This window comes from Rhodococcus sp. OK302 (assembly GCF_002245895.1).
GTDB lineage: Bacteria > Actinomycetota > Actinomycetes > Mycobacteriales > Mycobacteriaceae > Rhodococcus_F.
In genome coordinates this window covers 437,657-451,342 of the sequence record NZ_NPJZ01000001.1, presented here as the reverse complement: position 1 = coordinate 451,342, position 13,686 = coordinate 437,657, and the positions used below count along the sequence as shown (strand labels likewise).

Below are 13,686 nucleotides of genomic sequence, written 5' to 3'. Positions count from 1 at the left end.
TAGTGACGCGACGGTGCGGCGGCGAGTGCGTTAGACAGTCAGTGGATCGTTATCGCATCACGATGTCGGCTGAGTCGACCGAGGCGCCCGGTAGAACACACATTCTTCGGCGCATAAGCCAAACCTGTGTTGTCCAACAGCTTTGTTGCGCAACACCTTGTGATTGACAGTCGAATCACATCACCTTCTGGAGGAATTCGAATGAATCGTAGTTCCCTTCGTTACCGCCGCGGGTTTACCGCGGTCACCCTGGCAGTTACTGCCGGCATGTTCCTGGCGTCCTGCGCCGACAACGGGTCGAGCGGCGGCGGTGAAACCGTCGAATCGGGTTCCGCGCTCAAGATCGGCATGGTCAACGAACAGGCTGATTCCGGCACCCCCACCAAGGGTGGCACGCTGACATTCAGCGGCTATGCGGCAGTGACGACGCTCGATCCTGCCAAGGGGCAGGTTGCCGGTTCTACCGGTGGCAGTGAACTCGGCGCGATCTACGACGTCGTGATGCGCTACGACCCCATCAAGCAGGAGTTCGTGCCGCAGCTGGCGAAGTCGCTCGAGGCGAGCAGCGACAGCAAGACGTGGACATTAAAGCTTCGTGACGGCGTGACATTCAGCGACGGAACACCTTTGGACTCCAAGGCAGTCACCGACAGCATCACCCGCTACGTCACCAACAAGGGACCGCAGTCCAGCCTCTGGGCCGCCAAGGTCGCCTCGATGGACACCCCGGACGCGACGACGGTTGTCTTCAACCTCGTCGATCCGTGGACTGGCATTCAGTCGATGCTGGCCACCGGACCGGGCATGATCGTCGCCCCGACAGCTCAGAAGGGTGACCAGTTCACCCCGATCGGTGCCGGCGCGTTCACGCTCGAGAATTTCTCCCCCAACGTGGAACTCGTCCTGGCAGCTCGTCCCGACTACTACGGCGGAGCGCCGAACGTCGACAAGCTCAAGCTGATCAGCATCGTCGGCGCTCAGCCGACTGCTGAAGCTCTCAAGACCGGCGGCATCGACGCTGCGTATATGCGTACGCTCGCGCCGATCCTCGATCTGATCGACAGCGGCAACCCGGGCTTCATCGACATCCCGTCGCTCGGTTACATCTCGAACGTGAACATGGCTCCGGGTCGCCCCGGCTCCGATGTGCGAGTCCGTCAGGCAATGGCGTTGGCCATCGACCCGGAAACGCTGAACACCCGCGTCAACAACGGCAAGGGCCTGCCCGGTCAGGTGATCTTCCAGGACACTTCACGCTGGCACAACGACGTCGCGCCGATCGGCATCGACACGGCCAAAGCGAAGGACCTGCTCTCGCAGGCCAAGGCTGACGGCTTCGACGGCAAGATCACCTTCCTCTCCATCCAGGAGCCGTCGGCGCAGGCAACTGCTCTGGGCGTGCAGGCCATGCTCAATGCAGTCGGCTTCGACGCACAGATCGAGTACGTCACCGGTGCCGGCGATCTGGTCAAGCGTATGTACGTCGACCACGATTACGACATGAGTACGGGTGCCCTCAGCCTTCCGGAAGCGGATCCGTTCGAGCGCCTCTACACGGGCATCAAGACCGGCGGCCGCAACAACGCCACCGGCTACTCGGATGCTCAGATGGACGTTCTGCTCGATCAGCTCGGCGTCGCCACCACTGACGAGGACAAGAAGGCCGTCCTCGCCAAGATTCAGGAGCGCGCCAACGAGACCGTGCCGTGGCAGGTCTGGGGCAACGTCCCGAACTTCGATGTCTGGAACAAGAACGTTCACGGACTGCAGCAGAGCATCGACAGCATCATGCTGTTCGACGAGGTTTGGAAGAACTGAATCACCTAGTCAGAGTGGGTGTCGGCGGCGTTGGAAGTCCTGCGCCGCCGATACCCGTTTGTCGCGTGGGCGCCTAGAATTTACCCCTTGCTGTCTCGCTGATCGGGACGGTTAGTACCAGCTCAGCGGCGGTGATGGCAACGTTTGCAGCATGACGACTGAACTGAGCTACGAGGACACTCTGAAAGAGCTGCAGACCGATCTCGGTGTACTTCGCTACCACGAGGCCGGCGACGGCCCGCCGTTGCTGCTGCTGCACGGATCGGGCCCCGGCGTGACCGGTTGGCGCAATTACCGCGGTGTTCTCGCGGAATTCGCCCAGCACTTCCATTGCTACGTTCTCGAGTTCCCCGGGTTCGGTGTCAGCGATCCCGGCGAAGGCCATCCGATGATGATGGCCCAGGCTTCGGTCGGACTGTTCCTCGACGGTCTCGGGCTCGGCCCCGTCCACATGATCGGCAACTCCATGGGCGGCATCGTTGCCACCAAGGTTGCGATCGACGAACCGCACCGAGTGAGCAAGCTCGTCACCATCGGCGGCATGGGCAAGAACACCTTCTCGCCCGGACCCGGTGAAGGCATCAAGCTCCTCATGGAGTTCACGGACAACCCTTCCCGTGAGTCTCTCGTTCGCTGGTTGAAGTCGATGGTCTTCGACCCCGCTGTCGTGACCGAGCAGCTCATCGAAGAGCGCTGGGCATTGGCAACCGAGCCGAAGACGCTCGAGATCGCGCGCCGCATGTACAGCAGCAAGGCCATGGCCGCCATGGGCGCCGCAGCAGCTGCATCGACCGCAGTTCCGTACTGGGCGCAGCTCAACAAGATCAAGGCTCCGACGCTTCTCACCTGGGGACGCGACGACCGCGTCAGCCCCGTCGACTTGGCGATTCTGCCGATGCGCGACATCCCCAACGGTGAAGTTCACATCTTCCCCAACTGTGGCCACTGGACGATGATCGAGGCCCGCGACGCCTGGGTCGCAACCGTTCTGGCCTTCCTCACCCGCTCCGAAGGCAACAAGTAATGACGGACAGCACAGTGAAGTTCGACCACGAGGTCGACTTCCTGGTGGTCGGCAGTGGCGGCGGCGGTATGTCTGCAGCCATCACGGCGGCTGATCGTGGGCTTGACACCCTCATCATCGACAAGGGCAAGACGTACGGCGGTTCGACGGCGATTTCCGGCGGCGGTATCTGGATTCCCAACGCTCCGACGCTGATCGAGAAGGGCGCCGGCGATTCACGTGAGTCGATCCGTCGCTACCTCGACATCATCACCGAGGGCAAGATCTCGGCGGACCGTCTCGACGCCTACGTCGACCAGGGCCCCGAGTTGATGAAGTTGCTCGACAAGAGCCCCCACATGAAGCTGTACTGGGTCAAGGGCTACTCGGATTACCACCCGGAGTACGACGGTGGACGTCCGCTCGGTCGCACCATCGAATGCAAGCCGTTCGATACGCGTGCACTGAAGGAAGACGAGAAGTATCAGCGCCCCAACTCCATGAAGGGCCCGTTGGGCCTGTGGGTCACGTCCAAGGACTACCACGATCTGGCGATGGTCAAGCGAACCTGGAAGGGCCGCAAGGCTTCTCTGGTTGCAGCGTGGCGCGTTGCGTCCAACATGGTTCTTCGTCGCCACATGTCCACGGGTGGCCGCGCTCTGGTTGCTCGTATGCGCATGGTCCTCAAGGACGCCGGAGTTCCGTTGTGGCTCAAGACATCCATGACCGAAATGATCGTCGACGACCACGGAACCGTGGTTGGTGTGTTGGCTGAGCGTGACGGCAAGACCGTTCGCATCGGTGCCCGCAAGGGCGTGCTGCTGGCTACCGGCGGCTTCGACCATAACAACGAGATGCGCGCGCAGTACCTGCCCGAGAACGGCGTCGCGAACATCAGCGCCGGTGCACGCGAGAACACCGGCGACGGTATTCGTGCGGGCCAGAAGCTCGGCGCTGCAGTCGATCTCATGGATGATGCTTGGTGGATGCCGTCTGTGTTCCACCCGATGGGCGCAGTCATCCCGTTGGTCTCGGAGCGTTGCATCCCGCCGTCCATCATCATCAACGCCAAGGGTGAGCGCTTCACCAACGAGTCGTCGCCGTACGTCAACTTCGTGCACGACCAGCTCGAAGGTGGACACGTTCCGGCGTGGTTTGTCATGGATACCAAGGCGAAGAACCGCTACCCGTTCGCTCAGGTTCTGCCGAACATGCCCTTCCCTCAGGGCTTCTACGACTCGGGTGTCATTCACAAGGCGGACTCGCTGCGTGAGCTCGCCGAGAAGATCGGTGTTCCGGCCGACAAGATGCTCGGCACCGTCGACCGGTTCAACGGCTTTGCCCGCAGTGGCAAGGACGAGGACTTCGGTCGCGGCGACAGCGCCTACGACCAGTACTACGGCGACCCGACGATGAAGAACCCGAACCTCGACGAAATCGTCAAGGGACCGTTCTACGCGATCCGCTGTGAAGCCGGCGACCTCGGCACCAAGGGTGGCCTCGTCACCGACGCCACCGCCCGTGTCATCCGCGAAGACGGCTCGATCATCGACGGTCTCTACGCAACCGGTAACACTTCTGCGTCCGTCATGGGCAACGAGTACGCCGGCGCCGGCGCGACCATCGGTCCCGCCATGGTCTTCGGTTACATCGCTGCGAACCACGTAGCAGCAAAGTAGGGGCCTGCGGCCCCTGTGTGCCTTTCTGGTAGTACCCACTACCGAAAAGGCGCACAGGGGCCGCTCCCACTCACTGGGAAGGATTTCTGCACTTCGGCGCAGTTCCTGCCACCGTTTGACCAACAGATTTTCATCACCCCCACATTTTTTCAGGAGGACGCGATGCTCAGCGATTCGCAGCGAGTTTCCGCCGCAAATCTTCTGTGGGCCGCCGAGCGTGATCGCGCCCCGATCGACCCGCTGATCAGTACTTTCCCGGATATCGACGTCGTCGATTCCTACGAGATTGCACTGCTCAACATTCGCAAGCGCATCGAATCCGGTGAGACCGTCTACGGTCACAAGGTCGGACTGTCTTCCGAGGTCATGCAGAAGATGATGGGCGTCGACGAGCCCGACTACGGTCACCTGCTGTCGAGCATGGTCTACAACGAGGGCACCCCGATCGATACGGCAGCGTTCTGCTACCCGCGCATCGAGGTCGAGATCGGCTACGTGCTCGGCAAGACGCTCCCCGGCGAGGATTGCACCGAGGAAGACGTCCTGGCGGCGACGGACTACATCGTGCCGAGTATCGAACTCATCGATTCGCGTATCAAGGACTGGAAGATCGGTCTCGCTGACACGATCGCGGACAATGCTTCCTCGGCCGGTGTCATTCTCGGCCAGGGACGTATCGCTCCTTCGCAGGTCGATATCGGTTCCATCTCCGCAGTCCTGTTCCAGGGTGACGAGGAAATCGCGCGTGGCGACGCCTCCGCCGTTCTGGGCAACCCGACCAAGGCGGTTGCTTGGTTGGCGCGCAAGGTTGCAAGTTTCGGTGTGCGCCTCGAAGCGGGACACGTGATCCTTCCCGGATCGTGCACTCGCGCGATCGATGCCCGCCCCGGCGATGTCTTCCGTGCTGACTTCAGTGAAATCGGCTCCGTAACAGTAGAATTCAAGTAAGGACTGAACCTGTGACCAAGGTTTCCGCTGCGATCATCGGCCCGGGCAACATCGGCACCGATCTCATGTACAAGCTGCTTCGCTCCGAGCTCATCGAGCCCAAGTGGATGATCGGCGTCGATCCCACCAGCGAAGGCCTGCGCCGCGCTGCCGATCACGGCATTGTCGCCAGCGGTGACGGTGTTGATTGGCTGCTCGCTCAGGACGAGCTCCCCGACATCATCTTCGAGGCAACGTCCGCGTACGTGCACCGCGCCAACGCGCCGCGCTACCAGGCTCTGGGCATCCAGGCCGTCGACCTCACCCCGGCAGCGATCGGACCTGCAGTGGTCCCGGCCGTGAACATGGGTGCGCACCTCGACGCTCACAACGTCAACCTCATCACCTGTGGCGGACAGGCGACCATCCCGATGGTCTACGCCGTCTCCCGCGTCGTCGAGGTTGCCTACGCCGAGATCGTGGCCAGCGTTGCTTCGCCGTCGGCGGGCCCCGGCACGCGCGCCAACATCGACGAGTTCACGATCACCACGAGTCGTGGAATCGAGACCATCGGTGGCGCCAAGAAGGGCAAGGCGATCATCATCCTGAACCCGGCCGAGCCGCCGATGTTCATGAAGGACACCGTCTTCTGCTCCATCCCCGCAGACGCTGATCGTGACGCGATCACCAAGTCGATCCATGAGATCGCCGCCGCAGTTCAGTCCTACGTACCGGGATACCGGTTGCGCGCAGAACCGCAGTACGACGACCCGACACCGATCAGCGGCGGCCTCGCACGCGTCGGCATCTTCCTCGAGGTCGAGGGCGCGGGCGACTTCCTGCCGCCGTACTCGGGCAACCTCGACATCATGACGGCCGCGGCGACAAAGGTCGGCGAAAGTTTCGCCACAGCCTTGCTCGCTTCCCGCGTCTGACCCGAATACTCATCTCTCTCTAAAGGAAATCAAGACGATGCCCTACAGTGCAGACCTCGATATCCGGGTCACCGATTCGTCCCTGCGCGATGGTTCCCACGCCAAGCGCCACCAGTTCACCGTTGACCACGTTCGCTCGATCGTCGGCGCCCTCGACGAGGCCGGCGTGCCGGTCATCGAGGTCACCCACGGCGACGGCCTCGGCGGCTCGTCCTTCAACTACGGGTTCAGCCACACCCCGGAGCAGGAACTGATCAAGGCTGCGGTCGCCACGGCGAAGCAAGCCAAGATCGCTTTCCTCATGCTTCCGGGTCTGGGCGTGCAGTCCGACATCCGCGAGGCTGCGGACAACGGCGCATCCATCTGCCGTATCGCCACGCACTGCACCGAAGCTGACATCTCCATCCAGCACTTCGGTCTGGCCCGCGACCTCGGTCTGGAAACCGTTGGCTTCCTGATGATGTCGCACAGCACCACACCGGAGAAGCTGGCCGCGCAGGCTCGCATCATGGCCGACGCCGGTTGCCAGTGCGTCTACGTCGTCGACTCCGCCGGCGCCTTGATCATGAACGACGTCAGTGACCGCGTCTCCGCGCTCGTCGCGGAACTCGGCAGCGACGCACAGGTCGGCTTCCACGGACACGAGAACCTGGGCCTCGGCGTCGCAAACTCCGTGCTCGCCGTTCAGGCCGGCGCACTGCAGATCGACGGCTCGACACGTCGTTTCGGTGCCGGTGCCGGTAACACCCCGGTTGAGGCGTTTGTCGCCGTCGCCGAAAAGCTCGGTATCCGTACGGGTATCGACACTCTCAAGATCATCGACGCCGCCGAAGACGTCGTTCGTCCCATCATGGACGGTGAATGCCAGCTGGATCGCCTCTCGCTGACCATGGGTTACGCGGGCGTCTACTCCAGCTTCCTCAAGCACGCCGACGCGCACGCAAAGCGCTACGGAGTTTCCGGTGCGGCCATCCTTATCGAGGCCGGTCGTCGCAAGCTTGTGGGTGGGCAGGAAGATCAGTTGATCGAAATCGCGCTTGGACTTGCCGCGAAGACTTCTGCCTAGGCATTTGCCGGGTACCGATACCAGAAAGCGAAGAAAATCATGGGACAGGTTCTAGACAATATTGTTCAGTTCGCCGACGAGATCCGCGCAGGCGGCATCGAGGGCGACAAGCTCATGCAGCTGACGGACGGCAACGCGAAGCGCCTTCGCGATTCCGGCGTCATCCGTATGTTCCAGCCCAAGGAATACGGTGGGCTCGAAGCTCACCCCCGCGAGTTTGCCGAGACGGCAATGGCTATCGGTGCGATGGATGGTGCAACCGGCTGGGTCAGCGGCATCGTCGGCGTCCACCCGTGGGAGCTTGCCTTCTTCGACAAGAAGGCACAGGAAGAGGTTTGGGGCGAAAACCCTGACACCTGGATGGCTTCCCCGTACGCACCGATGGGCGTCGCAAAGCCCGTCGACGGTGGTTACATCCTCAACGGCCGCTGGTCCTTCTCTTCGGGAACGGATCACTGTGACTGGGTCATGATCGGCGCCATGATCGGCGACGAGAACGGCCGTCCCCTCATGCCGCCGAAGCACCTGCACGTGCTTCTCCCGCGCAGCGATTACGAGATCGACCAGGAAAGCTGGAACGTCGTCGGCCTGCGTGGAACCGGCTCCAAGGACCTCATTGTCAAGGACGCTTTCCTTCCCACCTACCGCACCATCGACGCCGGCAAGGTGTACGACGGCACGGCCTGGAAGGAAGCGGGTCGCACGGAGACCCTGTACAAGTTCCCGTTCTCCTGCATCTTCCCGCTCGGTATCACCTCCTCGCTGATCGGTATCGCCGAAGGTGCACTCGCGTGCAACATGGCTGCGCAGCGTGAGCGCGTGACGGTCAGCGGTGTTCCGATCAAGGAAGATCCGTACGTACTCTTCGCCATCGGTGAGGCTGCTGCCGAGATCGCCGCTTCGCGTGCAGCGATCCTGGAAACGGTCGACCGCTTCTGGGACATGACCGAGAAGGGCCAGGAAGTCTCCTTCGAGCTCCGCGCCATCGGTCGACGCACCCAGACGGCTGCCGCGTGGCGTGCAGTGCGCGCCGTGGATGAGATCTTCGCTCGCTCCGGCGGCGGCGCATTGCAGCTCAACACCCCGATGCAGCGCTTCTGGCGTGACGCGCACGCCGGCCTGGCTCACGCCATCCACGTGCCCGGATCGATCTTCCACTCGTCGACGCTCTCGCAGCTCGGTGGCGAGCCGCAGGGCATCCACCGCTCGATGATCTGATTCACTCCCTTTTACCAACTTAGGACGGTTAGGCATGACTGAAATTCGGGGCCTGGGATATCTCAGGATCCAAACGCAGGACGTGGCTCGCTGGCGCGAGCTCGTGGTCGACGGACTCGGCCTCGCAGTAGGCAGTGGCCCGGAAGAGGACGGACTTTACCTCCGCCTCGACGAGCGTCGTAGCCGCCTGATCGTCCTGCCGGGTGAGTCGGACAAGGCACTCGCCGTTGGCTGGGAGGTGCGAGATCAGTTCGCACTCCAGCGTGTTCGCGAAGCAGTCGAGAAGGCCGGCGTCGTCGTCGACGTTCTCTCCGACGTCGACGCCAGCTACCGCGACGCCGAAGAGGTCATCGCGTTCAACGATCCCAACGGCAACCGCGTCGAGATCTTCTTCGGACCGGTTCTCGATCACAGCCCGCTGGTCACCCCGCACGGTGGACGTTTTGTCACCGGCGATCAGGGCCTCGGTCACGTGGTTCTTCCGGTTACGAAGTTCGACGAGGCCTACGCCTTCTACACCGAGGTGCTCGGCTTCCTGCCGCGTGGCTCCATCCGCCTCGGTGGCATCGATGCACCGATGCCGGCTCGCCGCGTCCGGTTCATGGGTGTCAACACTCGCCACCACAGCCTGGCTCTGTGCCCGGCGCCTCCGGTCGAAGAGCCCGGTCTGGTGCACCTGATGATGGAGGCCGAGACTCTCGACGCCGTCGGTCAGGCACTCGATCGCGTTTCCAAGCTCGGTTTCTCGATCTCCTCCACATTGGGCCGCCACACGAACGACAAGATGGTCTCGTTCTACGTGCGGGCCCCGGGTGGCTGGGACCTCGAGTTCGGTTGCGAGGGCATGGCAGTCGACGAAACGTATTACACCGCTGAGGAAATCACGGCGGACAGCTACTGGGGCCACGACTGGACCGGTACCGAACCGCTTGCGGCGTTCACGCCCAAGAGCTAGTTTTCACAGACAAAAAGCTCGGCCCTGACTTTCGAGTCGGGGCCGAGCTTTTTGTTGTAGCTGATCAGGAAGCTGCTGCAGCCAAACCGGTTTCGAGGTCGGCGAGGATGTCGTCGATACCTTCGATACCGACAGCGAGACGTACCAGGCCGGGGGTGACGCCGGCGGCGAGCTGCTCTTCGGGGGTGAGCTGCGAGTGCGTCGTCGACGCGGGGTGGATGACGAGGGAGCGGACGTCGCCGATGTTGGCGACGTGACTGTGCAGGGTGAGGGCGTTGACGAACTTCTTGCCGGCGTCGACGCCGCCGGGCAGCTCGAAGGTGACGATGGCACCGGTGCCCTTGGGGGCCAAGGTCTTTCCGCGTTCGTACCACGGTGAGGAGGGCAGTCCGGCGTAGGAGACGGACGCGACGGTGGGGTGGTTTTCGAGGAAGCCGGCGACTTGTTGGGCGTTGGCGACGTGGCGTTCGATGCGCAGGGACAGGGTTTCGATGCCTTGGGCGATGAGGAACGCGTTGAACGGGGCGACGGCGGTGCCGAGGTCGCGGAGTAGTTGGACGCGGGCTTTGAGGGCGTAGGCGGGTGCGCCGAGGTCGGCGAATGTGACGCCGTGGTAGCTGGGGTCGGGGGTGGTGAAGTTGGTGTGTCGGCCTTGGGTCCAGTCGAAGGTGCCGCTGTCGACGATGACGCCGGCGATGGCGGTGCCGTGTCCGCCGAGGTATTTGGTGGCGGAGTGGACGACGATGTCGGCGCCGTGTTCGAAGGGGCGTAGGAGGTAGGGGGTGGCGACGGTGTTGTCGACGATGAGGGGGAGGCCGTGGTTGTGGGCTACGGCGCTGATGCCGGGGATGTCGAGGATGTGGTTTTTGGGGTTGGCGATGGTTTCGCCGAAGAATGCTTTGGTGTTGGGGCGGATGGCGTCGGCCCAGTGGTCGAGGTTGTCGGGGTTTTCGACGAAGGTGGTTTCGATGCCGAGTTTGCGCAGGGTGTAGTGCAGGAGGTTGTAGGTGCCGCCGTAGAGGTAGGGGGAGGCGACGATGTGGTCGCCGGCTTCGGCGACGTTGAGGATGGCGAGGGTTTCGGCGGCTTGGCCGGAGGAGAGGAGGAGGGCGGCGACTCCGCCTTCGAGGGCGGCGATGCGTTGTTCGACGGCGTCTTGGGTGGGGTTCATGATGCGGGTGTAGATGTTGCCGGGTTCGGTGAGGCCGAAGAGGGCTGCTGCGTGGTCGGTGTTGTCGAAGACGTAGCTGGTGGTTTGGTAGATGGGCAGTGCGCGCGCGTTGGTGGCGGTGTCTGCGGTTTGGCCGGCGTGGACCTGTTTGGTTTCGAAGGACCAGTTTTCGCTCATGATTATTTGCTCCGTAGTGAAGTTGGGTTGTTGCGACTTAGGCAGTTTCGACGACTGTAGGCACGGGAACGGGATTGCGGGTCAGATCGAGTACCGGGCAATGCGCGGCCGCCTTGAATGCGACGTGAGCTTTACTCTCGTCCTTGCCGATGGCGTCGGAATTGGCAGCGACGACGGAACTCAAGTGCGAAATGGAAGCGGTGGTCATGACAGAAATGGCCCCTGATCTGGGTATACATACGAATATCTCCCGTGAGCGGCGCTTACGGAAGTAGGTCCGATCAGAAGATCGGACACCCGGATGTACAGACGTGCGCAAAATCGACATGGCGACGCCGCGTCAGCAGCGTGCCTGTCTGAAATGCGTCGATTCCCGTCACAGAAGTGACTGTAGCTGGAGCGAACCCTTTCCGACCAGACTTATAGGGAACCTGTCTCGAATCGTGGTCGACTACTGCGGGGACAATCCGCTCCAGTTGGGTGTTCGGCGATTGGCGAAGGCCTCGAGTCCTTCGGCGATATCGGGTGACTGCAGAATCGCATCCCGGGCAGTGTCGGTGACAGCCCAACCCAGAGTGTCGTCTTCGGTGTACAGAGCATTGACGGACTTCAAGCTCAGACTCACTGAGGTGGGGGAGGATTCGCAGATTTCCGACGCCATAACCAGTGCTTCGTCGAGCGCCTTGCCTGGTTCGGTGAGGGCATTGACGACGCCGAGATTCAAGGCGCGCTCGGGATCGAGTGTGCGGCCGGTGATCAGGAGTTCACGAGCAACGTTGACGGGCAGTGCCCGTGGTGCACGGAAGAGTGCGCCGGAGGTGGCAACCAATCCGCGACGAGTTTCCGGGAGGCCGAATTGTGCTGTGCGAGAGGCGACAATGAGGTCGCACGCCAAGGCGATCTCGAATCCGCCGCCGAGTGCGTACCCCTCGACAGCAGCGATCAGAGGCTTGTTGCGTTGCCGGCGGATGACGCCGTACTCGCCGCCGCGGGGCATGCGGAGGTCGGCGCGCTCGCGAATATCGGTGCCGGCGCAGAATACCGTCGGTGTGCCGGTGATGATGCCGACCCACAGTTCGGGATCATCCTCGAGGAGATCAAGCGCGGTCTCGATGCCTTCGGCGGTTTCGCGGTTGATCGCATTGCGTCGTTCTTCGCGTTCGATCCGGACGATGAGAACGCGACCCTGGCGTTCGGAGGTAACAGTCGACATAATTGGACTGTAGTTCATCTATGGCCTTCAGTACGCTGAAGACTCGGCCTGAGAACGGGGAGGGGGAGTCGACATGATTTCCAAACGTGAACAGAACAAGCGGGATACCAACGAAAGACTGCTGGCTGCTGCCCGGATGCTCTTCTCCGCAAAGGGGTTTGCGAATACCACCATCGAAGATATCGTCGTGCGCGCCGAGGTCTCGCGGGCGACATTCTTCAACTATTTTCAAGGGAAAGACGCCGTGCTCGAAGCACTGCACAGTGATCATCTGGATCAGTTTGCAGCGCTGGTGGATCGGCTGATGGAGACGCCGATGCCTACCGTCGACCGGATTGCCGCGATCTTCGAGGATTTTGCCGTCCAGGCCGTCAAGCATCCGCGCTACCAGCGAATGGTGACAACGGAATTGGAACGAGATTTTGTCGCATCCTCTGCGGGGGCATCACATGACAAGCGGTTCAACCTGGAACTGCTGCGCATCGTAACCGCGGGGCTCGGGGCCGATGAAGTTCGAACCGACTATCCGCCGTTGTTTCTGGCGCAGATGATCGGCGGCGTCTATGCCACGCTGGTGCGATTCTGGCGCCAAGACGCAGACTATGACGTGGTGGTCGAATTCGGCCGTGGCGCAAAGTACGTCGCCGAAAGTATCTCGGCCACTAAGGGTTCGGCGTAGGCACCACCAACAGCATCATCGCTTGGACGCTCTCGGACAGGTATGTCGACGCGTTGTCGTCGCCGGAAAGGTGGCGCAGCAAACTCTGCTGGAACAGGCCGTCGAAAATTCCGTACATCGCCGACGAAGTGATTGCAGGTTCGGTACCCAGTAGTTCCGCATAGCGAATCACGATGCGCCAGATCATGTTTTCGAGACTGGTGTCGATTGCGGCGACATCTGCCCGGAATGATTCCTCGAACAGGGATTGTGCGCGCAGGTCATACCAGAGTCGATGCATGGTCGGTTCGTCGATCATCGTCTCCGCGAGCAACGTGCCGAAACCGGACCTCAGTTGGTCGGGAGTTTGCGCCGTGGCGACGATGCCGTCGTAGCGGTTGACGCAGCGCGCCTTGTAGTGACGTACGCAGTGCGTGATCAGGTCGACTTTGTCGCTGAAATAATAGTGCAGGACGCCGTGTGAAAACTCGGAGTTCTGTGCGATTTCGCGCAGGCTGGTGCGTGCATACCCGAGCTCGGCAAGGGTCTGCAGCGCCGCCTCGGCCAACTGATCGCGTCGTTCCGAGAACTTGTCCACCTGCCGGCGCGAGACTTTGTCGGCATTGCTCGGGGAAGCATTTTTTGTTGTCCCGCTTGCATTTTCGATGGTCGTGGTCACGGCGGTATGTCCTGTTCCCTGCGGATACTGCAACGGTGCTTTGTGCTCTCGCCACAGTGTAACCCTTGCGTTTTGACGGCCGGGTACAAAATCTTGACAATTGTCAAGATTTTCTTGACACTCGTCCAAAGTTGAATACTCTGTGACTCACGCCACTTGGCAGTGCTGACGTAAACGGTTGCTGTGG

Annotated in this window: 13 protein-coding genes; 9 read left to right on the top strand and 4 right to left on the bottom strand. The window is 61.8% G+C overall.

All coding sequences use genetic code 11. The features are described from left to right. The first annotated feature begins 201 nt into the window (after positions 1 to 201). From BDB13_RS01980 to bphC, 8 genes are all read left to right on the top strand, one after another. Complete coding sequence (locus tag BDB13_RS01980; RefSeq protein WP_094270175.1) at positions 202 to 1,818, top strand: ABC transporter substrate-binding protein; 1,617 nt, start codon at positions 202 to 204, stop codon at positions 1,816 to 1,818. A gap of 151 nt (positions 1,819 to 1,969) precedes the next feature. Continuing rightward, positions 1,970 to 2,842 (top strand): alpha/beta fold hydrolase, encoded by an 873-nt coding sequence (locus BDB13_RS01975; protein ID WP_094270174.1) that lies wholly within the window; start codon positions 1,970 to 1,972, stop codon positions 2,840 to 2,842. After that, positions 2,842 to 4,500 (top strand): FAD-binding protein, encoded by a 1,659-nt coding sequence (locus BDB13_RS01970; protein WP_094270173.1) that lies wholly within the window; start codon positions 2,842 to 2,844, stop codon positions 4,498 to 4,500. The genes BDB13_RS01975 and BDB13_RS01970 overlap by 1 nt, the downstream gene beginning before the upstream one ends. 162 nt (positions 4,501 to 4,662) lie before the next feature. After that, positions 4,663 to 5,448 (top strand): 2-keto-4-pentenoate hydratase, encoded by a 786-nt coding sequence (locus tag BDB13_RS01965; RefSeq protein ID WP_094270172.1) that lies wholly within the window; start codon positions 4,663 to 4,665, stop codon positions 5,446 to 5,448. Positions 5,449 to 5,459: 11 nt separating this feature from the next. Then, a complete protein-coding gene (locus tag BDB13_RS01960) occupies positions 5,460 to 6,362 on the top strand; it encodes an acetaldehyde dehydrogenase (acetylating) (protein WP_094270171.1) in 903 nt (300 codons plus the stop codon). A 37-nt stretch (positions 6,363 to 6,399) separates the two neighbouring features. Then, a complete protein-coding gene (dmpG, locus tag BDB13_RS01955) occupies positions 6,400 to 7,428 on the top strand; it encodes a 4-hydroxy-2-oxovalerate aldolase (protein ID WP_094270170.1) in 1,029 nt (342 codons plus the stop codon). Between the two features lie 39 nt (positions 7,429 to 7,467). Continuing rightward, entirely contained in the window at positions 7,468 to 8,646 is a 1,179-nt protein-coding gene (locus tag BDB13_RS01950; protein WP_094270169.1) for an acyl-CoA dehydrogenase family protein, read from the top strand. 34 nt (positions 8,647 to 8,680) lie between these two features. After that, positions 8,681 to 9,601, top strand: coding sequence for a biphenyl-2,3-diol 1,2-dioxygenase (bphC, locus tag BDB13_RS01945; protein WP_094270168.1), 921 nt, complete (start codon positions 8,681 to 8,683; stop codon positions 9,599 to 9,601). 64 nt (positions 9,602 to 9,665) lie between these two features. On the opposite strand, the gene BDB13_RS01940 is transcribed toward bphC, so the two are convergent. The 3 genes from BDB13_RS01940 to BDB13_RS01930 all read right to left on the bottom strand — a co-directional run bounded on the left by BDB13_RS01940 (position 9,666) and on the right by BDB13_RS01930 (position 12,162). After that, entirely contained in the window at positions 9,666 to 10,949 is a 1,284-nt protein-coding gene (locus BDB13_RS01940) for a bifunctional o-acetylhomoserine/o-acetylserine sulfhydrylase (RefSeq protein ID WP_094270167.1), read from the bottom strand. Between the two features lie 37 nt (positions 10,950 to 10,986). Further along, positions 10,987 to 11,157 (bottom strand): hypothetical protein, encoded by a 171-nt coding sequence (locus BDB13_RS32025; RefSeq protein WP_176459505.1) that lies wholly within the window; start codon positions 11,155 to 11,157, stop codon positions 10,987 to 10,989. Between the two features lie 243 nt (positions 11,158 to 11,400). Further along, positions 11,401 to 12,162 carry an enoyl-CoA hydratase-related protein gene (locus BDB13_RS01930; protein ID WP_176459504.1) on the bottom strand — a complete coding sequence of 254 codons (762 nt, stop codon included), beginning with the start codon at positions 12,160 to 12,162 and terminating at the stop codon, positions 11,401 to 11,403. Between the two features lie 73 nt (positions 12,163 to 12,235). Between BDB13_RS01930 and BDB13_RS01925 the strand changes: the two genes are divergently transcribed. After that, the gene (locus tag BDB13_RS01925; RefSeq protein WP_094270165.1) at positions 12,236 to 12,841 is read left to right on the top strand and encodes a TetR/AcrR family transcriptional regulator; all 606 of its coding nucleotides are present in this window, start codon (positions 12,236 to 12,238) and stop codon (positions 12,839 to 12,841) included. On the opposite strand, the gene BDB13_RS01920 is transcribed toward BDB13_RS01925, so the two are convergent. Next, positions 12,825 to 13,499: a TetR/AcrR family transcriptional regulator gene (locus tag BDB13_RS01920; protein WP_254922673.1), complete on the bottom strand. Its 675-nt coding sequence runs from the start codon at positions 13,497 to 13,499 to the stop codon at positions 12,825 to 12,827. The genes BDB13_RS01925 and BDB13_RS01920 overlap by 17 nt on opposite strands. Positions 13,500 to 13,686: the final 187 nt, after the last annotated feature.